Source organism: Nonomuraea sp. NPDC049750, from assembly GCF_040659625.1.
Classification (GTDB): Bacteria; Actinomycetota; Actinomycetes; order Streptosporangiales; family Streptosporangiaceae; genus Nonomuraea.
The window spans coordinates 174,951-199,481 of record NZ_JBFANB010000004.1 but is presented as its reverse complement, the minus strand read 5'-3'; the positions used below and the strand labels follow the sequence as shown (position 1 = coordinate 199,481).

Annotated in this window: 21 protein-coding genes; 10 read left to right on the top strand and 11 right to left on the bottom strand. The window is 70.7% G+C overall.

All coding sequences use genetic code 11. From position 1 onward, the window contains the following. Positions 1-14: 14 nt before the first annotated feature. Both AB0J16_RS12825 and AB0J16_RS12820 read left to right on the top strand, forming a co-directional pair. The gene (locus AB0J16_RS12825; protein ID WP_358537963.1) at positions 15-890 is read left to right on the top strand and encodes a sugar phosphate isomerase/epimerase; all 876 of its coding nucleotides are present in this window, start codon (positions 15-17) and stop codon (positions 888-890) included. Further along, positions 887-1,543, top strand: a complete 657-nt coding sequence (locus AB0J16_RS12820; protein WP_358537961.1) for a nucleoside/nucleotide kinase family protein — start codon at positions 887-889, stop codon at positions 1,541-1,543. The genes AB0J16_RS12825 and AB0J16_RS12820 overlap by 4 nt, the downstream gene beginning before the upstream one ends. Here the strand turns inward: AB0J16_RS12820 and AB0J16_RS12815 are convergent. Beyond that, complete coding sequence (locus tag AB0J16_RS12815) at positions 1,540-4,221, bottom strand: hypothetical protein (protein ID WP_358537959.1); 2,682 nt, start codon at positions 4,219-4,221, stop codon at positions 1,540-1,542. The two genes, AB0J16_RS12820 and AB0J16_RS12815, sit on opposite strands and share 4 nt — an antisense overlap. Positions 4,222-4,325: 104 nt before the next feature. Then, a complete protein-coding gene (locus AB0J16_RS12810) occupies positions 4,326-5,321 on the bottom strand; it encodes a phosphotransferase (protein WP_358537957.1) in 996 nt (331 codons plus the stop codon). 39 nt (positions 5,322-5,360) lie between these two features. Here AB0J16_RS12810 and AB0J16_RS12805 point away from each other — a divergent pair, with 39 nt between their 5' ends. The 3 genes from AB0J16_RS12805 to AB0J16_RS12795 are packed head-to-tail and all read left to right on the top strand — an operon-like array spanning position 5,361 to position 7,853. Further along, positions 5,361-5,885, top strand: coding sequence for a PadR family transcriptional regulator (locus tag AB0J16_RS12805; protein ID WP_358537955.1), 525 nt, complete (start codon positions 5,361-5,363; stop codon positions 5,883-5,885). Further along, entirely contained in the window at positions 5,878-6,543 is a 666-nt protein-coding gene (locus AB0J16_RS12800) for an ABC transporter ATP-binding protein (RefSeq protein ID WP_358537953.1), read from the top strand. The genes AB0J16_RS12805 and AB0J16_RS12800 overlap by 8 nt, the downstream gene beginning before the upstream one ends. Further along, positions 6,540-7,853, top strand: coding sequence for an FtsX-like permease family protein (locus AB0J16_RS12795; protein WP_358537951.1), 1,314 nt, complete (start codon positions 6,540-6,542; stop codon positions 7,851-7,853). Before AB0J16_RS12800 ends, AB0J16_RS12795 begins: the two co-directional genes overlap by 4 nt. Before the next feature lie 11 nt (positions 7,854-7,864). On the opposite strand, the gene AB0J16_RS12790 is transcribed toward AB0J16_RS12795, so the two are convergent. From AB0J16_RS12790 to AB0J16_RS12765, 6 genes are all read right to left on the bottom strand, one after another. Continuing rightward, a complete protein-coding gene (locus AB0J16_RS12790; protein ID WP_358537949.1) occupies positions 7,865-8,350 on the bottom strand; it encodes a DinB family protein in 486 nt (161 codons plus the stop codon). 69 nt (positions 8,351-8,419) lie between these two features. Further along, a complete protein-coding gene (locus AB0J16_RS12785; RefSeq protein ID WP_358537947.1) occupies positions 8,420-8,887 on the bottom strand; it encodes a hypothetical protein in 468 nt (155 codons plus the stop codon). Continuing rightward, positions 8,871-9,671 (bottom strand): PAS domain S-box protein, encoded by an 801-nt coding sequence (locus tag AB0J16_RS12780; protein ID WP_358537945.1) that lies wholly within the window; start codon positions 9,669-9,671, stop codon positions 8,871-8,873. Before AB0J16_RS12780 ends, AB0J16_RS12785 begins: the two co-directional genes overlap by 17 nt. A 93-nt stretch (positions 9,672-9,764) precedes the next feature. Beyond that, entirely contained in the window at positions 9,765-11,153 is a 1,389-nt protein-coding gene (locus AB0J16_RS12775; RefSeq protein WP_358537943.1) for an amino acid permease, read from the bottom strand. A 17-nt stretch (positions 11,154-11,170) separates the two neighbouring features. Continuing rightward, the gene (locus tag AB0J16_RS12770) at positions 11,171-12,142 is read right to left on the bottom strand and encodes a MerR family transcriptional regulator (RefSeq protein WP_358537940.1); all 972 of its coding nucleotides are present in this window, start codon (positions 12,140-12,142) and stop codon (positions 11,171-11,173) included. Positions 12,143-12,192: 50 nt separating this feature from the next. Continuing rightward, positions 12,193-12,903: a GntR family transcriptional regulator gene (locus AB0J16_RS12765; RefSeq protein WP_358537938.1), complete on the bottom strand. Its 711-nt coding sequence runs from the start codon at positions 12,901-12,903 to the stop codon at positions 12,193-12,195. Between the two features lie 115 nt (positions 12,904-13,018). Between AB0J16_RS12765 and manD the strand changes: the two genes are divergently transcribed. From manD to AB0J16_RS12745, 4 genes are read left to right on the top strand one after another with little or no spacing between them, the layout of a single operon-like run. Further along, positions 13,019-14,227, top strand: a complete 1,209-nt coding sequence (gene manD / locus AB0J16_RS12760; protein ID WP_358537935.1) for a D-mannonate dehydratase ManD — start codon at positions 13,019-13,021, stop codon at positions 14,225-14,227. Then, entirely contained in the window at positions 14,224-15,780 is a 1,557-nt protein-coding gene (locus AB0J16_RS12755) for a mannitol dehydrogenase family protein (RefSeq protein WP_358537932.1), read from the top strand. The genes manD and AB0J16_RS12755 overlap by 4 nt, the downstream gene beginning before the upstream one ends. 49 nt (positions 15,781-15,829) lie before the next feature. Beyond that, complete coding sequence (locus tag AB0J16_RS12750; RefSeq protein WP_358537929.1) at positions 15,830-17,176, top strand: MFS transporter; 1,347 nt, start codon at positions 15,830-15,832, stop codon at positions 17,174-17,176. Then, positions 17,173-18,210, top strand: coding sequence for an L-idonate 5-dehydrogenase (locus AB0J16_RS12745; protein WP_358537926.1), 1,038 nt, complete (start codon positions 17,173-17,175; stop codon positions 18,208-18,210). The genes AB0J16_RS12750 and AB0J16_RS12745 overlap by 4 nt, the downstream gene beginning before the upstream one ends. Before the next feature lie 330 nt (positions 18,211-18,540). On the opposite strand, the gene AB0J16_RS12740 is transcribed toward AB0J16_RS12745, so the two are convergent. From AB0J16_RS12740 to fxsA, 3 genes are read right to left on the bottom strand one after another with little or no spacing between them, the layout of a single operon-like run. Continuing rightward, positions 18,541-20,544 (bottom strand): tetratricopeptide repeat protein, encoded by a 2,004-nt coding sequence (locus AB0J16_RS12740; RefSeq protein WP_358537924.1) that lies wholly within the window; start codon positions 20,542-20,544, stop codon positions 18,541-18,543. Further along, positions 20,541-21,431, bottom strand: coding sequence for an SIR2 family protein (locus AB0J16_RS12735; RefSeq protein WP_358537921.1), 891 nt, complete (start codon positions 21,429-21,431; stop codon positions 20,541-20,543). The genes AB0J16_RS12740 and AB0J16_RS12735 overlap by 4 nt, the downstream gene beginning before the upstream one ends. Before the next feature lie 60 nt (positions 21,432-21,491). Continuing rightward, positions 21,492-21,677, bottom strand: a complete 186-nt coding sequence (fxsA, locus tag AB0J16_RS12730) for an FxSxx-COOH cyclophane-containing RiPP peptide (protein WP_358537919.1) — start codon at positions 21,675-21,677, stop codon at positions 21,492-21,494. A 191-nt stretch (positions 21,678-21,868) separates the two neighbouring features. On the opposite strand from fxsA, the gene fxsT reads away from it, so the two are divergent. After that, on the top strand, positions 21,869-24,355 hold the full coding sequence (fxsT, locus tag AB0J16_RS12725; protein WP_358537916.1) for an FxSxx-COOH system tetratricopeptide repeat protein: 2,487 nt from the start codon (positions 21,869-21,871) through the stop codon (positions 24,353-24,355). The last annotated feature ends 176 nt before the right edge of the window (positions 24,356-24,531 follow it).

Sequence of the window (24,531 nt, the reverse complement as noted above, 5' to 3'; positions counted from 1 at the left end):
GAGAAAGCACCACAATGACCACCACGACCAACCCCATCGGCGTGCACGCCCTCGTCTGGGTCGGTGACACCACGCCCGCGTCGGTGGAGCACGCGATCCGCAAGACGAAGGAGACCGGGTTCGACCTGCTCGAACTGTCCCTGCACGACTCCGCCAACCTCGACGTCGCGGCCGCCCGCGACGCCCTGCGGTCGGCGGGCCTCGGCGTGGCCTGCTCGCGCGGCCTCGCCTTCGACGCCGACGTCTCCAGCGACGACGCCGACGTGGTCGCGCGTGGCGAGAAGCTGCTGTACGACTCGCTCATCGTCACCCACGAGCTCGGCGGCACCCACTTCACCGGCGCCCTCTACAGCGCCCTGGGCAAGTACGACCGCCCGCTCACCGACGCCGGACGCCGCAACGTGGTGACGGTGCTGCGTGGCCTGGCGCAGGAGGCGCGGGGCCGCGGCATGACGCTCGGCCTGGAGATCTGCAACCGCTACGAGACCAACGTCATCAACACCGCGCGAGACGCGCTGTGGCTCGCCGACGACATCGGGGAGGACAATGTCCTCATTCACCTCGACACTTACCACATGAACATCGAAGAGGACGATCTCGTACGCCCGGTGCACGACGTCGGCGACCGGCTCGGCTACGTCCACATCGGCGAGAACCACCGGGGCTACCTCGGCTCCGGCCACCTGGACTTCACCTCGTTCTTCCACGCGCTGGCCGACATCGGCTACCGGGGACCGATCACCTTCGAGTCCTTCTCCTCGGCCGTGGTGATGCGCGGGCTGTCGAACGACCTGGCCATCTGGCGCAACCTGTGGTCCGACGGCGAGGACCTGGCCCGTCACGCCCACGGCTTCATCACCGGCCAGCTCCACGCGAGCCAGGCTCGATGATGACCCTCCACGATCTGGCGGCCCGAGCCCGCTCCCTCGTACGCGACGGCCACCGCGCGGTCCTGGGCATCACGGGCAGCCCCGGAGCCGGCAAGTCCACGCTCGCCGAGAACCTGGTCCAGTTGCTGCGGCAGGACCGGCCCGCGCTCGACTGGGTGGCGCACGTGCCGATGGACGGCTTCCACCTCGCCGACGTGGAGCTGGAGCGGCTCGGCCGGCGCGATCGCAAGGGCGCCCCCGACACCTTCGACGCCGCCGGGTACGCCGCGCTGCTGCGCCGCCTGCGCCAGGACGAGGACGACGTGATCTACGCCCCCGCTTTCGAACGCGACCTGGAACAGCCGATCGCGGGCAGCATCCCGGTCCCGCGCACCGCCCGCCTCATCGTCACCGAGGGCAACTACCTGCTGCTCCACGACGGCGACTGGGCCCGGGTCCGGCCCGAGCTCGACGAGGTCTGGTACTGCGATCTCGACGAGGAGGAGCGCGTGCGGCGGCTCGTCGCCCGCCACGAGCAATTCGGCAAGGAGCACGACGCGGCCGTGGCCTGGGTGATGGGCACCGACCAGCGCAACGCGACCCTGGTCAACGGCACCCGCCCGCATGCCGACCTGGTGATCTCCGACCCGACTCTCCGCACGCTGAAGGCCTAGTCCCGGCCGAAGTGGTGCTCGAGCCGGTCGGCGTCGGCCGGGACGTCGTCGACGGCGATGAGCGGGGTCTGCCCTGTCGCGTGGTCCGCCACCTGGTAGAGGCGGCCCATCATGACCTCGTACTCGGGGCGCAGGCCGTGCCGTTCGAACTCGGGCCGCAGCGCCTGCAGGCGTTCGGTGATGAGATCGACATCCTGCCTGGTGAGCGGGTTGTCGACCCAGCCGAACAGGCCGTCGGGCCGCCGCCCGATGAAGTTCGAGGCGAACGGCTGGTCCCGGTGCATGGTGATCCGGTCGCCGTCGAACGAGCGCGCGTGGTCGATGGCGAAGAACCGGCCGTCGTCGGTCAGCATCAGGTTGCGGGCGGCCCGGTCGGAGTTCGCCGTCAGCACGTCGAGCAGGCCGATGAGGATCGCGTCCCGCCTGCTCTTGAAGCCGGACAGGATGTGGGCCACCTCGTGGGCGCCCGAGGCGTCGATGAAGTCGGCGAGCACGGCGCCCTTGGCGTAGGGGTCCAGCATGGCGCGGGCCACGTTGGCCCCGATCGCCTGCCCCACCTGGGAGACCACCACCTCGATGCGCGCCGGGCGCTCCGCCCTGCCGTGCATCTCCTTCCTGATGGCCTGCGGCACGTCGTCCAGCGTGATGATGTCGACTTTCCCATCCGATCCCCCTCGGATGGGGACGTAGGTCGCCTCCTCCGCGTCGATCGCCGCGCGCAGCGACTCGGGAGCCGCCGGTACGCCCGCCCTCGGCGGCCTCACCTCGGCGGCCACCGCCGGCCGTTCGACCCTGGCCTCCGGCACGGCGATGTGCCAGGCACCGTCACCCCGGTGGGGGAACATCGGGCGGCCGTCCGCCGTGTAGCCCTGGATGTTGGCGGTGTGCGCCTGCCGGTCGGCGCCGATGTAGACGTACCTGTCGCCCGCGATCACCTCGCGGCCGGTGGTGTCGGCCAGCTCCTGCAGCAGGCCGAGGTTGGTGGCGGTCTCGCAGCCGAGCACCCGCAGGGCCGCGTCGGGCGCGTCGACCAGCCGGGGGTCGTGCACGAGCATGGTGCCGAGATCGCCGGCGGTCAGGCGATGCTCGCCGATGAGGAAGTGGGTGCCGTCCGCGGCGACGCCGACGTCGATGATGCCGGAGGTGGGCGACAGCAGCCGCGGGTCGGCGGTGGGCATCGACATGGAACCCGGGTCGCGGTACCACACGCCCGCCGCGACCTCCTGCCTGAAGCGGCCGATCATCTCCGCGTGCCGGGGTTGGAGGTGCGGCGCCGGCTGTACGGGTAACGGGTCTTGCCCGACCTCGACCAGGTAGACCCTGGTCCCGGCCTGGCCGTCCGGCGCGATGTAGGCGCCCTCGTGCGCGCCGAGGACCCGCATCTTGGTGCCCGGCGCCTGCCCCACCTGACCGTCGCCGAGGTCCCTGCCCGTTCTGGAGAAGGTGACGACCTCCGTGGGGGCGAGGTGATCGGCGGTGTAGGACCGCGTGTTGAGCACCGTGTCGGGCAGCGTGAACTCGGCGCCCGGCCGCATGTCACTGACCGGGAAGTCGATCCTCCGGTAGACGGTGCCCGCCGTCTCGGTTTCCCGTCCGGCGCGGTGCTGAGCGTTCGGTTCATCGCTGTTCCGGCCGAAGTGGTGCACCAGAGCGTCTCCGCCCCGGTTGATCAGCTGGTCGATGCTGCGGCCGTGGGCGCCCTCCCGTACCTGGGCGAGGTCGGTGCGCGGCGCGTCCGCACCCCGCGCCCCGTGCGGTCCGGGCCCCTCAGGTGCGGGCGCCGGCTCCTGCGGCCTGGGATCCTCTCCCCCGACGGGGGCCGGCCGATCAGCATCGGGCCGGGCCGCCCCGCCACCGTCGCCGCGGGGACCGTGCGGACTCCAGCTCGCCAGATGGCCGTCCGCGACGCTGACCACACCCGAGGTGAACGCCTCGGCCACCACCTTCAAGCTGATCGGCTGGCCGCTCAGCAACGCACCCGCCACCGTCGCACCCGCGGACGCCACCCCCGTGTGCCCCATCAACATCCACAACGACCGCGTCGGGAGCGCCCACGCCAGCCCCGTGAGCAACCCGCCGTTCAGCGCCCCCATCCCCGCCGACGTGCCGACCTGCTTCCAGTCGATGGCGTCGCGCCGCGACTGGGTCCCCTGCACGTACAAGTCCATAGCGCCCATCAGGAGCCCGAAGCAGGCCACGTTGACCGCCAGACGCTGCCCGAACTGCCGGACCGTCCACCGCGCCACCTGCGCCCGCGCCTTGAACAGTCCCCGCACCGTCAGCCGACCGGCGGGATGCAGCAGCGCCCATGTCAGCCACAACATCTGCACCACGAACAGCAGCACGGTCAGCTTGATCATCCGTTTGGTGTACTGCACCTGCACACCCAGGTCGTTCAGCCCGATGGCCATGGTGACCAGCTGTTCCACCAGATCGGCCTGCCGCCCCCCGAGGACCTCACCCACCCGTTTCACGAACGCCTTGAGCGCGTCGCCGTCCCACTCCCCCCGCACCCCGCCGGTCAGCCACTGTCCCGACCCGTCGGCCGTGGCCACGATCCGCCGCGCGGCCCGCACCAACGCGTCGGCCATCCGGAACAGCGCCCGCTCGTCGGCCTGCGGCCAGTCCGAGCCCACCACCCAGCCGACCCACGGCCGCAGCCACCCGGGGATCTCCATCCCGTCAAGCCACATGGAACTCAGCCCTCGGGATCCTCTTCTTTCTCCGGCACACCAAGATCTCTCCTACTATGCCGAGGTTTTCCGTACCTTGCAGGAAGATGTCAGCTCTTTGACGCCGGAGTTGTCAGCTCACGCACGGTCTCGGTGAGGGCCTCCCACGCCTCCCGGGTGTCGGCGCTCAGCTCATGGGGCGAACGCAGATCCTCGACATAGAGGGCCACGTCCTCGATGGCCCAGCGCAGGCGGAAGAGCTCCATGACCTCCGGGTCGGGCCGCCGCCCGGTGAGCTCCGCGTAACGCGCCAGGTCATCCGGCCCGTCGGCGACCAGCCACAGATCCCGCTCGGGCGGCGCCAGCCCCACCGTGTCCCAATCCACCAGCACCGGGCTGCCTTCGACCATCACCACGTTGCCGGGATGCGGCTCCCCGTGGGTCACCACGAGGTCCGCGCCGCTCGCCTCATCGACCCGCCGATCGAACTCCGTCAGCCGCTCCCGCAACCGCCCGGCGGAGTCGGCCACCAGAGCGCGGGCGGGCTCCGCGTACGGCCCACCCCGCCAGACCCCGCCCGACGCCTCGATGGCCTCCTCCAGCCGGCCCCGCATCGGGATGCGCAACGGCCGGACGGGAGTCGACGGCGGCGGCGGCGTACGGTGCAACTCGGCGAGCATCTCCACGGTCCTCCGGCGCTCACTGGCCGCCAGACGGTCGCCGAACTCCCCAGGACGCCCGCTGACCAGCGGAAAGACACTCACCGCGTGCCGGGGCCCGAGCAGCTGAAGCGTCTCACCCCCGACGGCCGCCAAAGGCGCGACGACGAAGTCGAGACCCTGCGCACGCAGGGCGACGGCGGTGTCCATGGCCCGGCGCAGCGCGCTCTCCCCGTCCCCGGCCTGGTCTTTCTGCGTCAGGTCCGCGACCGTGACGAACCATCGCGGTCCATCCGCGTCAGCCGCGATCCAGTGGTAATCCCCGAACCCGACCGGCGCGTACTCCAGTGAGACGGCCCCGATCCCCCACTTCTCCAGGGCATCCCGCAAGGCCCGCTCGTCGACTCCCGCCGGCCGGTCCTTCATGCCCGCCAGGTTATCGACCATGATCGCGCTTCACTATTCATTCAATGTATAGTGCTCGCCATGTCGACCGGACATGTGCTGCTCGGGCTGCTCGTGGAGCGCCCGAAACACGGATACGAACTCAAACGCGAGCACGACCGGCGCCTGCCCGGCGCCAAACCGCTCGCCTACGGCCAGGTGTACGCGACGCTGCAGCGCCTGCAGCGTGACGGGTTCGCCGAGGTCGCGGAGACGGTGCAGGACGGCGGCCCGGAACGCACGGTGTACGCCATCACCGGCGAAGGGATCGCCGAGCTCACCCGGTGGCTGGACGGGGTGGAGGCGCCCGCGCCGCACCTGTCCAGCGCGCTGCTGTCGCGCGTGGTGGTCGCGTCCGTGGCCAACGGCGCCGCCGACGGCTACCTGTCCCGGCAGCGGGCCGCGCATCTGGCGCGGATGCGCGAGCTCACCGCGGAGCGCTCGGCGGGCTCACCCGCCCAGGCGCTGGCCGCCGACTACGCGCTCCAGCACCTCGACGCCGACCTGCGCTGGATCGAGACGGCCATGCGACGGCTGGCCGACCTGAAGGAGGACTCCCATGCTTGAAGCGCGCGCGCTGCGCAAGACGTTCGCCTCGACCGTCGCCTTAGACGGGGTTTCGCTGGAGATCGGCGCGGGCGAGATCGTGGCTATCACCGGGCCGAGCGGCTCGGGCAAGTCCACGCTGCTGCACTGCCTGGCCGGGATCATCCGCCCGGAGTCGGGCGAGGTCCTGTTCGACGGCAAGCGGATCGACACGCTCGGCGAGAACGACCGCACGAACCTGCGCAGGCAGAGCTTCGGCGTCGTCTTCCAGTTCGGCCAATTGGTGCCCGAGCTGACCGCGACGGAGAACGTGGCGCTGCCGCTGCTGTTCGACCGGCACGGCCGCCAGGAGTCGCTGAACACCGCCCGCTCCTGGCTGGAGCGCCTGAACGCGGCCGGCTGCGGCGACCAGCGGCCCGGCACCCTGTCCGGCGGCCAGATACAGCGCGTCGCCATGGCCCGCGCGCTGGTCACCGGCCCACGCGTGGTCTTCGCCGACGAGCCGACCGGCGCGCTCGACTCGCTGGCCGGCGAACAGCTGATGGACGAGCTCACCCGTACGGCCCGCGCCGACGGCATCACCCTGGTGATCGTCACCCACGACAACCGGGTGGCCGCCTACGCCGACCGGGAGCTCGTGTTGCGCGACGGCGAACTCGCGGCGGAGGTGGCCGCGTGATCGCCGTGATGCGCATGCTCGCCATGGGCGGGTCGCGACGCGAACGGATTCGGGGGCGCCTCATGACCACGGGGGCGGCGCTCGCGACCTTCCTGTTCTGCGTGGCGGTGAGCCTGCTCCAGGCGTGGGACGCCCGCGTCGACGCCTTCCTCAGCGACGACGGGCGCGCCCTCACCGCGCTGGGGCTGGCCCTGCTGATCCTCCCGGCGATGGCCTTCCTCTACCAGGTGAGCCGCCTGGCCGGCGCCACCAGGGAACGACGGCTGGCCGCCCTCCGGCTGGCCGGGGCCACGCCGCGCCACGTGGGCCTGCTCGGGGCCTACGAGAGCGGGTGGCGGGCGGCGCTGGGCGGGCTGATCGGCATCGCGGTGTACCTGGTGATCGACCTGGCACTGTCGTGGCCGCTGCCGCTGAACCGCCCCCTCCTGATGCCGGCGATCCTCGCCGTAGTGACCTTCAGCGGCACGTACTCAGGACTGAAGGCGGGACGGCACGTGGTGTCCTCTCCGCTGGGCGTGGTCCGGCGGGCGCAGCCGACCGGCCCGAGGGTGCTCGACCTGGTGCTCGTCGCGGCGGGCGTGGGGGCGCTCGCCGCCGGGCTGACCGGCAAGGGCCACTTCCCGCTGGGCGGGGCGTACGGCGCGGCGTTGATCATGGTCATCGGCATGGTGCTCCTGCTGTTCGGCCTGGTCCTCGCCACCGCATGGCTGATCAGGGCAGCCGCACGATGGGTGGGGCGACGCGCACGGACGGCCGAGACCCTGCTCGCGGCCCGGCTTGTGGAAGCCGACCCACGGGGCTGGGCCCGCGCGCTGTCAGTGGTGGGACTGACCGTGTTCTTCGGCGCCGCCGAGGGCGCCCAACAGGGGAGCATCTTCGCCTATGGTGACGTCTCTTCTTCCTGGTCGACGGTCTATCTGCTGATAGACCTCGCTCTGCTGGTAGCGCTGGCCACCTCGGCCGCCGCCCTCGTCGTGCACCAGGCGGAGGCGCTGCTGGATCATCGACGGTCATTCGCGGCCCTGGCCGGCGCCGGCACGCCCGTGGCCGCTTTGGGCCGGGTCCTCATCCGTCAGGCGCTCACCACGTCGATCCCGGTGTGCCTGGTCGCCGCCCTCACCGGGGTGGGCGTCGTCCTGATCTCCACCGGCGCGCACGGCTACCAGGAACAGCCGGAAGCGCTCATCTGGGTGGCGACCCGCCTGATCCTCATGGTGCTGATCGGCGTAGTGACAGCAGTCCTGGTGGCCAGAGCCGCCCGCCCCCTCCTCCGCCGCACCCTGCACCCGGAGGAACTCCGTACCGAGTGACGGGCAGGGCGCTACGTCAGGACGAGCCAGGTTCGGCCGTCGGTCAGTTCACGTGCCGCGTCGAGATGACCGGCATGACACGCCGTCTCGGTGATCACATGCAGGATGACCGTGAACAGATCCCGGGGCGGCCGGTCACCGAAGAGCTCGTCGGGCCACCAGGCCGCTCCGGCGTCGAGAGGGGTGGCGGCGATGACGGCGTTCGCCAGCTCGATCTCCCGCCGGTACAAGCCCAGCACGGTCTCGACCGGCTCGTCGGGGGCGACCTGCCAGGCGGCGTCCCCGCTTTCGAGCTCGACCGATTCGCCGGCCACGACGGCGCGGAACCAGAACCGCTCGACGTCGAGGGCGAGGTGGCGGACGAGCCCCAGGCATGTCCACCCCGACGGCAGCACCGGCCGCCGCAGCGCCTCCGCCGGAAGGCCGTCCAGGATCCCGAGCACATGCTCACGCTGGCTGTTCAGGGACGCGAGGAGCGTCTCCGTCTCCTTGGTCATGATCGGTTCCTCCACCGTTCGAAGTGGCGCCGATCTTAGCGACCGCCCGCGAAGTGACGACAGACCGCCTCATTCCGCCGTTCGGGGGCGCGGCGGATGTCCGATCATGAACGGGCCGGTGGTCTCGGAGACGGCCACGGGAGAGAGTCCGGCCGCGATGAGCTGGGCGCGCAGCGCGATCACGGTACGTTCGAGGGCGCGGATCTGGGCCTGGAACTGGCTGATCTGCTCGCGCATCGCGGCCGCGCCGGTCTGCTCACTGACCAGGTCGGCGCTGACCTGGGCGGCTTGGCCCTGCAAGCGGGCCACCTGCTTCTCCATCTGGGTCAACGCGTCTTCGTAGATCGTTTTGGCGCGGACGAAAGCGTCGGCGTCCACCTTGGAGCGTTCGAGCTCGGCGTGGCGTTCGGCCTGCATCAGCGCCGTCTGCTGCGTCTTCTTGTTGGCGTCGGTGGCCGAGCGGAAGGCGAGGTACGCCACGCCGAGCGGGACGATGCCGACGGAGAGCTGGATGAGGATGTTACTCAGGCTGGACACTGCCGCCTCCGACTGGCCGCACCACGCCGGTATAGGTGACGCCGTCATCGCTGTGCCAGGCGTTGACGGTCAGGGCGATGGCGAATTCACTGCCGTCGCGGTGCAGGCCGACCAGCGGGATGTCCCGCCCGGCCAGCTCGGAGCGGCCGGTGGAGCCCACCCGGGCCAGGCCGGCGGCGTGCTGGCCGCGGAATCGCGGCGGCATCAGGATGGTCAGCGACCGTCCGACCGCCTCGTCGATGGTCCAGCCGAACAGGGTCGCGGCCTGGGGATTCCACGACTGGATGACTCCGGCGCCGTCGGCGACGATGACGGCCGCCGAGTCGGCCCGGCCGCCCGGGAAGCGGCTCACCACGACGGCCTCGGGCCAGGTGGCGATCAGCGCGATCCAGCCGCCGAAGGCCAGCCAGACCGCGCCGCCGACCCACCCCCTCGGGTTGACGCCGGTGAAGGTCGAAAGCAGGTAGACCAGGCCGTACATCATGAGCAGCGCGGTGGCGGCGGCGAAGGCCACCCGGTCCGAGCGCATGAACATCTGCACCAGGCACAGAGCGCCGGTGGCGCACCAGACCAGCGCCCAGACGGTCAAGGGGGCGATGGAGGCCAGCATGGCGTATCCGGGGGCGACCCGCTGGTCGGCCGGCACGAACGCGAGGGACGCGGCGATGGCCATGCTCAGCAGACCGATGAACGCCAGGGAGGCGCCGCGCCGCCCGATGCGACGCAGAACGCGGGCGATCGTACGGCGAAAGAGGGGGGTGCCGGCAGCGGCTCTGTTACTCACGGTGGTTAGGCTAATGCACATAGTTAGCGATCGAGAGGTTATCCACACGCCACCCGCGCGGCCTCACCCCTCGCGCATCTGATCCAGGGAGCGTCAGGCCAGCTGAGAGTGCCGGCGGCTGTAGCTGAAGTAGATGATCAGCCCCAGCACGAACCAGACGGCGAACCGCAGCCACGTCAGCGGGTCCAGGAACGTGATCAGCCAGATCGAGAAGAGCGCGCCGAGGGCCGGCACCACCGGCATGCCCGGCGTGCGGAACGTGCGGTGCAGCTCGGGCTGCCGATAGCGGAGCACGATCACCGCCACGCACACGACCACGAACGCCAGCAGGATCCCGATGTTGGTCAGCTCGGCGGCCTCCCGGATGGGCAGGAACCCGGCGATCACTCCCGACGCGACCCCCACGATCCACGTGACCCGGGTGGGCACCCGCCGTACCGGGTGCAGCTTGGCGAACCACTGCGGCAGCAGCCCGTCACGGCTCATCGAGAACCAGACCCGGGTGACACCGAGCATGAAGGTGAACATGACCGTGAGGATGCCCACCACGGCGCCGGCCGCGATCAGCGAGGCCAGCCCGGACAGCCCGACGGAGGCGAACGCCGTGGCGAAGCCGCTCTCCGGGTCGATGTCGCGGTAGTTCTGCATGCCGGTGAGCACGAGCGTGGCCAGCACATAGAGGATCATCGAGATGGTGAGCGAGTAGATGATCGCTTTCGGCATGTGCCGCCGGGCGTCCCGCGACTCCTCGGCCGCGGTGCTCATCGCGTCATAGCCGAACACCGCGAAGAACACGGTCGCGGCCCCGGTGATCGCGCCGCTGACCCCGAACGGGAAGAACGGCGTGTAGTTGGCGGGCTTGATGTAGAAGAAGCCGACCACGATCACCAGCACCACGACGGCGACCTTGATGGCCACCACCCACGTCTCGAACCTGGCGGCGGCGCGGATGCCGAGGTTCAGCAGGTACGCGATGAGCAGGCACAACAGGACCGCGAACAGGTCCACCACGTGCCCGGGGCCGGTGCCGGGCGCGCCGAGCATCCAGGCGGGCAGCGTGAAGCCGAGTTGCTGGACGAGGAAGCCGAAGTAGCCCGAGATACCGATGGCCACGACCGCGACGATGGCGGTGTACTCCAGCAGCAGGTCCCAGCCGATGAACCAGCCGACGATCTCGCCCAGGACCGCGTACCCGTAGGTGTAGGCGGAGCCCGACTTCGGGATCATGCCCGCGAACTCGGCGTAGGAGAACGCGGCGGCGGCGCTGGCCACCCCCGCGATGAGGAAGGACACCAGCACGGCCGGCCCCGCCGTCTGGTTGGCGACCGCGCCGGCCAGGGCGAAGATCCCCGCGCCGATGATGCCGCCCACCCCGATGGCGGTGAGCTGCCACAGGCCGAGTGACCTGGACAGCTCCCCCTCGTGCTCGGTGGCGATCTGCTCCACCGGTTTGCGCCTGAAGACACCTTGCGAAGAGACCATGACGCCCCCATCAATGGCTACATGCGTCCCTCTTTCCCCTCTGAACTGGCACTATGCGTGCCGCCGGCCCGCAGGGCACGGATGAACCAGTCGAGCGCCGGCGCCAGGCTCTCCGGCGCGGGCCAGCCGTTGATCACCGCGAGCAGCCGCAGGTAGCGCTCCCAGCGCGGGTCGTTCGCGCTCTCCAGCCGTACCAGCAGGCGGTGCCGGAGATCGGCGTCGTCGGGGCAGTCGTAGAGGTGCGCGTATCGGGCCGTGACCGCCGCCACGACCGCCTCGGCCCGGGGCGAGGCGGGGTCGAGGCCGGCCGCCAGGGCCGGGGCCACCTCTTCGCGGACCATCGCGGCGGAGTCGCGGCGCGGGAGCGTGGTGTCGCCCTGGGCCCGCTCCGCCGCGTACTGATCGGCCAGGCGCCGCACCCCGGCCCGGAAGTCCGCGTCCTGGGACAGCTCGGCGAGCTCCACCCACGCCTCGACCTGATCGGGTTCGGGATTGTCGGGCAGTTCGGGGGTCATCGAGCGCATGATTCCCGCGAGCCCGGGGTGGGCGTCCAGGCCGCCGAAGGCGGTGTCGAGGAAGTCGCCGATCAACCGGCGGCGTTCGTCCTCGGAGAGCTTGGCCAGCTTGTGCATGAGATCCGTCTCCTCAGGGGTGGACCCGCGCCTGGCCACCGCCGTCAGCACCGCGCGCCGCAGCCGCAGCGTGCGGATCCGCACCGCCAGCGCGTCGGCGTGCGCCGCGGCGACCTCGGCGAGCGAGACCTCCCGGTCCACGACCTTCCGGATCGTGGGCAGGTCCAGCCCCAGGTCGCGCAGCGTCCGCACCAGTTCGAGGCGGGCGAGGGCGTCGACGTCGTAGCGGCGGTAGCCGGCCGGGCTTCGGCCGGTCGGCGGCACGATCCCGCGGTCGGAGTAGAACCGGATGGCCTTGACCGTCAGGCCGGTCCGCCGCGCCAGTTCGCCGATCGAGTAGAGCGTGTCGCCGTCCATGCCTTCCACCCTTGTGCCTCCCCTTAGTGGAGACTCAAGCGCATCTCCCGTTACTCCCAGACGACGACGTTGCGGCGGACCGGAGCCGAGCCGGAGTCCGTGGCGAACAGCTCCGGCGAGTGCTCCCGGATGCGCTCGACGTCGTTGAAGACCGCCCTCAGGTGGGTGCGCATGGCCGAGCGGGCCAGCACCACGTCGCCGCGGACCACCGCGTCGAGGATCTCGACGTGCTGGGCGGCGAAACTCGTCGGGGAGGTCACATGGAGGCCGAGCCGGCGCGCGCGGTCCAGATGCCCCTTGGCCGAGGCCACGGTCGTCCAGGCGCTGCCGTGCCCGCTCAGCCGCAGCAGGCCCTGGTGGAAGGCCTCGTCGAGGGCGAAGAACCCCTCGATGTCGAGGTCGGGCCGCTGCTGGTCCCTGAGGTTCTGCCGCAGCTCCTCGATCAGGCCGGGGTCGAGCTCGGCGGGCAGGTCGTCGAGTGAGGCCAGCTCCACGGCCTCACGCAGGAACTGCGCGTCGGCCACCCGGGCCGGGTCGACACGGGAGACGAACGAGCCGACCTGGGGAAAGATCTGGACCAGGCCCTCTTCCGACAGCAGGATCAGGCTCTCCCGGACCGGCGTGCGGCTCACCTTGAGCGCGGCCGCGAGCTCGTTCTCGGACAGGGCCGTCCCCGGCGGGAGCTCAAGGGTCAGGACCTTGCGGCGCAGGGCCTCGTAAACAGTGCGACGACTGGTCCGCCGCTGGTTCGATCCGGCCACACGCCCACCCTACCCGGTCATCGCACAACTAGTATTGCGCATCTGTGCGACAGATGCTTGTATATCAGTACTGCTCGACTACAGAACGTCGGAGATCGTCCGAAGGAGTGGACCTGTGAGCAAGATCGAGCGTGCCGAGGTGTTCGTGGCCTCCCCGGGGCGGACCTTCGTCACCTTGCGCATCACGACCTCGGACGGTGTGACAGGTCTCGGCGACGCCACGCTGAACGGTCGCGAACTGGCCGTCGCGAGCTACCTGCAGGAGCACCTCGTACCGCTGCTGATCGGCAAGGATCCGGCGCGGATCGAGGACATGTGGCAGTACCTCTACCGTGGCGCGTACTGGCGCCGCGGCCCCGTCACGATGACGGCCATCTCCGCCGTGGACACGGCCCTGTGGGACATCAAGGGCAAGGTCGCCGGTCTGCCGGTCTACCAGCTGCTCGGCGGGCGCTCCCGCGATGGCGTCATGGTCTACTCGCACGCCAGCGGCATGGACGTCCCCTCCCTGCTCGACGACGTCGAGCGGTTCCTTGATCTCGGCTACAAGGCGGTCCGCGCCCAGGCCGCCGTCCCGGACGTCGGCGGCACCTACGGGATCCGCAAGGGCAAGGTGTACGAACCGGCCGCGAGCTCGCTGCCCGACGAGCAGCCCTGGGACACCGAGGCCTATCTCGGGTTCGCGCCGACCTACCTCGAAGCCGTACGCGAGCGCTTCGGCTTCGGCTTCCACCTCCTGCACGACATCCACCACCGGCTCACGCCGATCGAGGCGGCCCGCTTCGGCAAGCGGGTGGAGGACTGCCGGCTGTTCTGGATGGAGGACCCGACACCGGCCGAGAACCAGGAGTCGTTCCGGCTCATCCGTCAGCACACGACGACGCCGATCGCGGTCGGCGAGACGCTGACCTCGATCTGGGACGTCCAGCACCTGATCACCGAGCAGCTTATCGACTACGTGCGCACCACCGTCGTCCACGCCGGCGGGATCACGCACCTGCGCCGGATCTTCGACCTGGCCGCGCTCTACCAGGTCAGAACCGGTTCCCATGGGGCGACGGACCTCTCACCGATCACCCTGGCCGCCGCGGTGCACATCGACCTCTCGGTGCCGAACTTCGGCATCCAGGAGTACATGGGCCACCCCGACGAGGCCGCGGAGGTCTTCCGCAGCGGGGTGACGCTGGCCGACGGCATGCTCAACCCGTCGGAGGAGCCCGGTCTCGGTGTCGAGTACGACGAGAAGGAGGCCGCGCGCTTCCCCTATGAGGCTCGCTACCTGCCCGTCGCGCGGCGCCTCGACGGCTCGGTGCATGACTGGTGAAGACCTCGATCCTGCCCTCGCTGAGCCTCGCCACGCTCGACCGGATCGCGCCGGACCTGCGCCCGGCCGTCGATCCCCGGGAACTGCGCCCGAAGGTCGTCCACTTCGGCCTCGGCGCCTTCCACCGGGCCCACCAGGCGGTCTACACCGAGAGCGCGGCGGCCCGTAGCGGCGAGCCGTGGGGGATCGTCGCCGTGGCCCCACGCTCGACGCGAGTGGTCAAGGCGATGCGCGTACAGGACTGCCTGTACTCGGTGGCCGAGCACCACCCCGCGGCCACCACCACCCGCGCGATCGGGTCCATCGTCGGCGCCTTGGGGATGCGCCAGGACGCCGAGCGGGTCGACGAGCTGCTCGCCGATCCCGGCGTCACGGTGGCGACCCTGACGATCACGGAGGCCGGCCACTACCGCCGCCCCGGAGCCGACGGGCTCGACACCGGCGCCCCGGAGATCGCGGCGGACCTCGCGGCGGCGCGGACCGCGGACATCACCACGGTCGTCGGCCGGCTCGCCGTGGGGCTCGCCGCGCGGATGCGCGCCGGCGGCGCCCCGATCAGCGTCGTGTCCTGCGACAACATGGCCGCCAACGGCGCCGCGCTCGGCACGGTGGTACGCGGCTTCGTCGAAGCCTCGTCGTGGCCGGACCGGCGGGCCGTCCTCGACTGGATGGCGACGTCGGTGGCCTTCCCCGCGACGATCGTCGACCGCATCGTGCCGGCGACGACCGACGCGGACCGGGAGGCGGCCCGCGCCGCGCTCGGCGTGTGGGACGAGGTGCCGGTGGTCGGCGAGCCGTACCGGCAGTGGGTCCTGGAGGACTCCTTCGCCGGGCCCCGGCCGCCATGGGAGCTCGACGGCGCCCTGTTCGTCCCCGACGTCGTGCCGTACCAGCTCACCAAGCTGCGGTTGCTCAACGGGTCGCACTCGGCCCTGGCCTATCTCGGCGCGGCGGCCGGCTGCGCGACGATCGCCGACGTCCTGGAGACCGGCTGGGGTGAGCGGCTGGTCCGGGCGCTGAGCGCCGAAGTCGCGCCGACGCTGCCCGAGGGCGGTCCCGACCCGGTCACCTACACTGATGACCTGGTCAAACGGTTCCGTAACCGCAAAATTCGGCATCTGCTCCGGCAGATCGGCTCCGACGGCTCCCGGAAGATCCCGGAACGCTGGTTCGGCGCCCTGCGCTCGCTGCGCGCCGCCCGCGCCGGCACCCCGGCGCTCGAACTGGCACTCGCCGCCTGGGCGAACGCCACCCGCCCCGCCGACGACGGCCGGCCGTCCGGCGCGACAGATCCCACCGGACGGCCGTTCGGCACGACAGATCCCACCGGACGACCGTTCGGCGCGCCAGATCCCACCGGCCAGTTGTTCGGCACGACGGACCCGGCCGCCGCACAGCTGGCGGCCTGCTGGCATGAGGCGGCCGACCAAGAAGACACCATCCGCCGCCTGCTTCACGTGCTCGGCGCGGCGGACCTGGCCGGTGACGGCGCGCTCGTCGCCGGCACCGCCGCCCGACTGCCCGCCCTGCGGGCCGGGCACGTCGAAATCTGACCCGGAGTTCATGATGACAGACAGCACGCACATGGAGCCCGCGGGCGCCGTGACCAGAACGACCCGCGACCTCGTCAGGGCGGCCATGTCCGGCTGGCTCGGCACGGCGATGGAGTTCATGGACTTCCAGCTGTACTCGCTGGCGGCCGCCATCGTCTTCAACAAGATCTTCTTCCCGGACGTCAGCCCGGCCATCGGCCTGATCGCCGCCATGGCCACCTACGGCGTCGGATATGTCGCCAGGCTCGCCGGGGCCATCTACTTCGGCCGGATGGGCGACCGGATCGGCCGCAAGAAGGTCCTGATCATCACCATCCTGCTCATGGGCGCCTCGACCACGCTGATCGGCGTACTGCCGACCTACGCGGTGATCGGCATCCTCGCCCCGATCCTGCTGGTCGCCCTGCGGCTGATCCAGGGCTTCGGGGCCGGCGCCGAGATCGCCGGGGCCACCGTCATGCTCGCGGAGTACGCCCCTGTACAGCGTCGCGGCCTGGTCTCCTCACTGGTGTCGCTCGGCACCAACACCGGCACGCTGGCGGCCTCGGGCCTGTGGGCGATCCTGCTCGCCGTCCTCAGTGAGGATCAGCTGCTCACGTGGGGCTGGCGGGTGCCGTTCCTGCTGAGCTTCGTGCTCATGGTCTTCGCGGTGTGGGTACGCCGCAATCTCAAGGAGAGCCCGGTCTTCGAGGAACGCCCCGACGTCGTGGACGGCGTCGCGATGTCCCGTACGCAGGCCGAGGCCGCCTTCCAGAAGAAGGATGAGGGCGTGCTCGAGGCCGGGCTCCACCAGCGCAAGGGCAAGGCGTTCTTCCTGGCCCTGGGCCTGCGGTTCGGCCAGGCCGGCAACTCGGGCCTGGTCCAGACCTTCCTCGTCGGCTACATCGCCGCCACGCTGCTCGTCGACCGGTCGATCCCGACCAGCGCCATCGTCTACGGCTCATTGCTGGGCTTCGTCACCGTGCCGGTGGTCGGCCTGCTCGGCGACCGTTTCGGCCGCCGGCCCATGTACATCGCGGTCACGCTGCTGACCATCGCGTTCGCGTTCCCGATGATGCTGATGATCATCTCTGGCAGCACGGCGGCCCTGATGCTGGGCATGATCCTCGGGCTGAACGTCGGTGTCCTGAGCCTGTTCTCGCTGGAGAGCGTCACGATGGCCGAGCTGTTCGGCTCCCGGACCCGCTTCACCCAGCTCGCCCTGGCCAAGGAGATCGGCGGCATCCTGGCCACCGCCATCGGCCCGGTCGTGGCGGCCACCCTCACCGCCGTCACCGGCAGCTGGTGGCCCATCGCGGCGATGCTCGTCGTCTACTCGCTCATCACCCTGCTGTCCGCGGTCCTCTCCCCCGAGACTCGCGGGCGCGACCTGGTCCGGTTGGAGGACGCGGTATGAAGTCGGCCGTCGTACACGGTCCCGGTGACCTCCGGATCGACGAGCGCCCCGAGCCGGTGGCGGGGGAAGGGCAGGTCCTGCTCGCCATGGAGTGGGGCGGGATCTGCGGCTCCGACATCTCGTACTGGAAGAACGGGGCGTCCGGGACCGCCGTGCTCAAGCACCCTCTGGTGCTCGGGCACGAGGTCGCCGGCCGGATCGCCGGGATCGGCGCGGGCGTCAGCGGGCTGACGGTCGGGCAGCCGGTCACCGTGCACCCGGCCGAGCTGGTCGGCGACGGCCGCCTGCCCGAACGGCTCGCCGGCCGCACGAACCTCTACCCCCGGGTCCGCTACTTCGGGTCGGCCGCCTTCGACCCGCACACCGACGGCGGGTTCAGCGAGTACCGGGTGGTCCGCGCGGATCAGATCCGGCCGCTGCCCGAGGGCGTGGACACCGAGCGCGGCGCCCTCGCCGAGCCCCTCGCCGTGGCGATGCACGCCGTGCGTCGCGCCGGGGACCTGCGCGGGAAGACCGTGCTCGTCAACGGCTCCGGCTCGATCGGCTCACTGGTCGTGGCCGCCGCGAAACACCGCGGGGCGGGCATGGTCATCGCCTCGGACCTCTCCGCGACCTCGCTCGCCGTCGCCCGCGCCATGGGCGCGGACGAGACCGTCCAGGTCGGCGGGGACGCCACGCTCCCCCAGGACGTCGAGCTGGTCTTCGAGGCCTCGGGCAGCCCGGCCGCGCTCGGCTCCGTCCTGCGGGCGACCGCCCGTGGCGGCACCCTCGTCCAGGTCGGCAGCCTGCCCGGCACGGCCGTCTCCGCGGCCCTCGGTGATCTGGTGACCAGGGAGATCACCTGGATCGGCTCCTACCGCTTCGCCGAGGAGATCGACGAGGCCCTGAGCGCCATGCGGGACGGCCTCGACGTCTCCCCGATCATCAGCCACCGCTTCGACCTCGACCGGGCTGCCGAGGCGCTCGCCATCGCCGCCGACCCCGCGAGCGGCAGCGGCAAGGTGATGCTGCGGCTCGGCGGGGCGGAGCGGTGAGCACGGACCAGGCGGCTTCGGCGGCGACGTTCCCGGAGGCCACGAAGTCGTTGCCGTTGCCGCCGGTGCCGAAGACCTTGCCGGCGGTCTTGGCGATGAGGCCGCCGGAGCGCCACGTCCGCTGCTTGGCGGCCGAGGCGACGTACGGACGGACCCAGCTGTCGGTCTGGGCGACGACCAGGGGAGGAAGGTTCACCTGCTCCCCGGCGGCCTTCGGGACCGCGGCCGCTGAGGGGCTCGCGCCCTGCGCCGGCTCCACCAGCGGCTCGGCGTCACGCATGCGCTCCCGTGACTACGGAGATTTACCACAGAAGTTGACAAAGCTAGCAATTACCGCAGGTCAGCCAAGATCCGCCGCTGGTAGGAGGTGAGGGGCGGCCGGGTCGCCTCGCGCACGACCTGGGCGGCGCGAGCGCGGTCACCCATCCGGGCCAGGGCACGGGCGCACAGGTACGCCACCAGCCCCTGATCACGCCCCCCGAGCAGGGCCGCCTCCAGCTCGACGGACGCCTCCTCGGCCCGGTCCAGCTCGGCCAGTGCCAGGGCACGGGCGGCGATGGTGGCCGGTTCGGCGGGCTCGCGTACCCGGTCGAGGTCACGCAGCGCCAGCTCGGGCTTGCCGAGGTCGGCGAGGATCCCGCCGCGTGCCCGCAGCGCGACGGGCGTGTCACCGTCCGCCGACAGCACGCTGTGCAGGATGGGGAGCGCCGCCTGCGGGTTGCCCGTGTGCCACAGCACGGTGGCCAGCTCGACCTGCACGGCCAGGTCGCCCGGCACCCTGCCCACGGCCGCGAGCAGCTCCGCGATGGCTTCGTCCGGGCGTCCCTGGTGCAGGATCACCCGGCCGGCCGCGGCCAGCGAGTGGCCCACCGCCGAGGTGTCCCGCAGCCGCTCATAGACCTGGCTGGCCTGCTTGTAGCACTTCTCGGCCGTCGCCCATTTCCCCGCCGTGGCCGCGAGGTTGCCGAGGAAGGACTCGATCTCCGCACGCGTGCGGAGATCGTCCGCACCGCAAGCGTCCCTGGCCTTCTCGCCGTGCGTCCCGGCCAGCTTGGAGTCACCGTCCGCCAGCACCTGCTCGGCCACGCGCAGGTGCTCGGCGGCGCTCACGGGAGCCTGGCCGGAGCCGGGACGGGGACGAGCGCCGCCGAGCGCGCGCAGCACCGGCTGGAGCAGCCGGTCGTGCTGGAGCTCGCACCACCGTGAGCCCGACCGCATCTCCGCCTTGAGCACGTGCCGGTCGATCAGCGCCTTGACCACACGGTTGGACATGCCCGCGGTCTGGGTCTCCCCCTCGTAGGCGATGCCCCGGGTGCCGAGCTCGGTGATGAACGTCTCCCGCAGCCAGGCGCCCAATCGGTCGACGGGGATCTCGTAGTCGTGCCCGATCTGGGCCAGGGCCTGGTCGAGGAAGTCGCCCAGGGATCGGTCGACGTCCGCGTGCCGTTCCACGTACTCCGGGGTGATGACCGTCAGGTCGAGGGGGCAGGAGTTCCACAGCGCGGAGCAGACGATCTGGAGCTGTACCGGCTCCACGTGCTCCACGAGGTAGGAGGCCGGGCTGCCGGTGCCCTGCAGCCGCACCGTGCGCAGCTCCCTGACCAGGGTCTCGGCGGCCTGGGGCGCGTAGGAGCGTTCCGTTCCGGCGAGCGGCTCCCTGATCGCGGCCAGCGCCTCCTCTTCCCGGAACGGGTTCAGCACCACCGACGCCGACGGGCCGCCGCTGCGCAGCGGGTCGCCGTGTGCCATGAGCCGGGCCAGGTAGTCCTCCCTGATCGACAGGAGCAGGCGCAGGTCCTCGTTGTCGTCGAGGGCCTCGGCGAGCTGGGCGATGAAGGGGTCGCGGAAGCTTTGGCGGTGGGAGAAGTCGAAGAAGAGCTCCTCGGCCTGGTCGATGGCCACCAGGATGGGGATGGGGTCGCCGTACTTGTCGACCCTGGGGCCGCGCCGCCGTAAGAACTGCTGGACGGTGAGCCCCGACAGCCGCGTGAGCGACTCGCCCGGAGCCCACGACGACAGCAGCGCCACCGTGAACGGGTTGCGCTCGGGCAGCGCGACCATCGGGAAGGCCGAGCCGTGGGAGAGCCGCCCGATCGGCAGCACGTCCACCCGCTTGTTCGCCAGCTCGGGCAGCACACCGGCCTCCAGCACGGACGTCTTGCCCACTCCTGACGGTCCGTGCAGCATCGTGAGACGGTGCGCCTGCCACATCACGGAGATCTCGTACGCCTTGGCGTCCCGCCCGAAGAAGCGTTTCTGGTCGTCCTTCGTGTAGGAGCGCAGGCCCACGTACGGCTCGGCTGCGAAGGCGCCGGTCGGCGGCTCGGCGCTCACGACCGGTTTCCCATACGCTCGTCCAGCTCCGCGCAGAACTGGCGAGGGGTGCCCCAGAAGATGGAGACCTCCCAACCGTCGAAATATCGGTCGAGGTATTCCTTGGCGCGCAGGGCGGCGCCGGGTTTCACATTCTCGTTGCCGGGCGTGAGCTGGACGCTGACATGACGCCGGCGGCGGATGGCCGGGTAACGTCTGATCAGTCCATGGAACAGCACCCGAAACGTCCATTCCTGAAGCGTGTAGCCGAGAAAGAGCAGCGGCCGGTTCGCCAGGGCATCGAGGATGATCGGCGGAATCACATGCCGGTTGTGCTGCGCTCGCGCGGTGGTCATGTGCACGAGGAAGTCGATGTAATCCTCTTCGGTCAGCACCATGGACGACGAGAGGCTCGTGCTTCCGTAGAGATGGTAGACCAGCGGCCGGTTGACGTCGGGGCGTATTCCAGGGCCGCGCTCGAACAGGTTTCTGTCGTACGGCACGCCCTCGTGCCACGGGCAAATGGCCGCGCTGGGCTCCTTACCGGAAGCGCGCAGTGCTCGAAAGAGGAAGTCGTCGTAATTGGTGGTCAGGAACACCGGAATGGGAAAGGCGGCGATGGAGGAGTGGATTTCCCCCGGAGTGGTGAAGTCCGGCGGCCCGATCGTCGAAAGGTGGCGGCTGAACTCGTGTTTCAGCCCGGCGTCGCCGAGGATGCTGCGGGCATACTGCATCACCCTGGCGAGATCGCCGTCGTCGGCGAAGGGATAGTCGAAGCGGGCCGCCCATTCACGGCTCAGCTCACCGCCGGACGGGACGTTGCCGCCGCTGGCCCCCGCGCCGATGAACGGCGTGCAGTCACCGGTGCGGAGCTGATCGATCAGCCGAGCCCAGTCGGATTCCTTCATCGGGGGCGACCTGCTCTCCTGGCACGACGAGGGCGTGGAGCACGAGGTACGACCCTATTTTTAGCTGGTGGCGGCAGGCCCGTCGATGCTCTGGCTGAACCCCGCGATCGGCCCCATCGCGTCCTCACCCGCGCGCAGGAGCGTACGCAGGGCATGGGCGAGCGCTGACGCGTCCAGCTCGTCGAGGTCGGTGAGCGACAGATCACTCACGTCGACGAGACCCGGCTCGGCCAGCTCATCGCTCATTGAAGCTCCTACGATCCTGAATTCGGACACAGCGAACACGCCAACCTACCGACCGAGATTACATGGCGTCGTCCGTAAGGGTGACAATAACGTTCCTGCGACGCCCAAACGCTTTAATATAAGGAGGTCGCCAGCGACCCCGGAGGCGTGACGTGACAGGTTCGCAGCCAGAATCGGTCAGAACGGGGCGAGTGCCCGAAGTCTGGGGCAAGATCCCCACCCGCAACGTCAACTTCACCGGCCGGTCCAGCCTGCTTGAGCGCTTGCACGCGGGCCTGTCCACCGAGGTGACCGCCGTCGTCCCGCACGCCCTGCACGGCCTGGGCGGGGTGGGCAAGACCCAGCTCGCGGTCGAATACGCGCACCGGTTCAAGGCCGAGTACGACGTGGTCTGGTGGATCCCCGCCGACCAGCCCCTTCTGGTCAAGTCGTCGCTGGCAGGCCTGGCGGCGCACCTCGGCCTGCAGGCCGCCACCCGGAGCGGCGCCGAGGACGCGGCCGACGCGGTGCTCGACGCCCTGCGGCGCGGCGTGCCCTACGACCGCTGGCTCCTGGTCTTCGACAACGCCGACCAGCCGGAGGAGATCAGCGAGCTCATCCCCCAGGGGCCGGGGCAGGTGATCGTCACCTCGCGCAACCACCGCTGGCAGGGCATCGTCGACACCGTCGCGGTGGACGTCTTCGACCGGGTGGAGAGCGTGGAGTTCCTCTCCAGGCGCGCGGCGCTGTCCGGCGCCGACGCCGACCGGCTCGCCGAGCAGCTCGGCGACCTCCCGCTGGCACTGGAGCAGGCGGGCGCGCTGCACGTGGAGACCGGCATCTCGGTGGACGACTACCTCCGGCTGCTGAAAGAGCAGACCAGCGCCCTGCTCTCGGAGAGCAAGCCGTCCGAATACCCGATGCCCATGACCGCCGCGTGGGCGCTGTCGGTCGCGCAACTGCGCAGCAAGCTGCCCGAGGCGGTCGACGTGCTGCGCTGCTGCGCCTTCTTCGGCCCGGAGCCGATCCCCCGCGACGTCTTCCGCCGGGCCGGCCATCAGGCGTCCGACGCCAGGTTGAGCAGCATCTTCGGGGACACGATCCTGCTCACCAGGGCGATCAGGGAGCTGGGCAGGTTCGCGCTGGCGACCATCGACTCGCAGTCACGCACGATCCAGGTGCACCGGCTGGTCCAGGCGCTGCTGCGGGACGAGCTGGATGAGGACGAGCGCCGGCGCTTCCGGCACGAGGTGCACCTGCTGCTCGCCGGCGCGGCGCCGAAGCAGCCCGACGAGACGGCCAGCTGGCAGCGCTACAACGAGCTGATCGCGCACATCCTGCCGGCCCGGGTGGAGGACTGCGCGGATCCGGCGGTCCGGAGCATGGTGCGCGACGTCCTCTACTACCTCAATCGCTCGGGCAACTACCAGTCCGCGCGCATCTTCGCGGAGCAGTTCGTGGCGAAGTGGACCGAGGAGTCGGGGCCCGAGCACCCTGACGTGCTGATCGCCCAGCGCCACCTCGGCACCATCATCCGCGAGCTGGGCGAATACCGGGCCGCCTACGATCTCGACAGCGCCACGCTGGCCACGATGACCGAGGTGCTCGGCCCGGAGGACCGCGAGACCCTGGTGCTGAGCAGCGGGTTCGCGGCCGACCTGCGGGCCGCCGGCGACTGGTCGGCGGCCCGGGAGCTGGACGAGCGGCTGCGGACCCAGCATGTGACCGTGTTCGGCGAGCAGGCGGCGGCGACCCTGCAGATCATGAACAACCTGGCCGTCGACTACGGCCTCAACAGCGACTACCCGGCGGCCAGGAACCTGCACGACGTCGTGCACCGCAAGCAGAGCGAGAGCGCGGAGCGGATCGGCGAAGCCGACGTGCTCAACAGCTGGAACGGCCTGGCCAGGGCCGTCCGGCTGAGCGGCGACGCGCGGGAGGCGGTCGACCTCGGTGAGGACGCCTACGCGTACGGCGTCCAGGAGCTCGGCGCCGACCACCTGTGGACCCTGCGCACGGCCCGCGATCTGTCGATCGCCAAGCGCAGGGCAGGCGACCTCGATGGCTCGCTCGAACTCGCCCAGGACGTGCACTCCCGCCTGCAACGCATCATGGGCGACCACCATCCCGACACCGTCGCGGCGGCCAGCAACCTGTCCAACGCCCTGCGCGCGACCGGCGACATCGGCTTCGCCTACGACATCGCCGAGCAGGCGGTGGCGAGATACCGCGCCATCTACGGCGAGGACCACCCCTATGTCTACGGCTGCGAGACCAACCTGGCGGTCCTCCAGAGGCTGCGCGGCGACGCCGCGGCGGCCAAGGACACCGACGAGCGGGCGCTGGCCGGTCTCGACGCCCGGCTCGGGCGTGCTCACCACTACGCCCTGACCTGCGCCGTCAACCTCGCCAGCGACCATGCCGCGCTGGACGACCACGACGGGGCAATGCGGCTGGGCAGCGAGACGCTCGTCAGTCTGCGCAGGACCTTTACCGACAGATACCCGCTGCTGCTGGCCTGCCTGTCCAACCTTGCCCTCGACACGCGCGCGTGCGGCCGGCAGGAAGAGGCCGACGCGCTGTACGCCGAGGCCCGGCGAGGTTACGCCGACGCCATGGGCCTCGATCATCCCGACGCGCGACTGGCCCTGGAAGAGGGCGCGCGCATGGACTGCGACTTCGACCCGCCCCCCATCTGATCCGGCTCCGGATGGCCGCCTCTTATCGCCAGGGCGAAGTCGTGATACAGGCCAGGCCGATCGCTCTGCCGCGCCTTGCGCAGCGTGAGCCGGAGCCCGAGGTAAAGGATCAGAAAACGCAGCGCGCCCAGGAGAAAAGGAGCGGCCGAGAAAAGCAGTACGGTTTCGGGCCACAT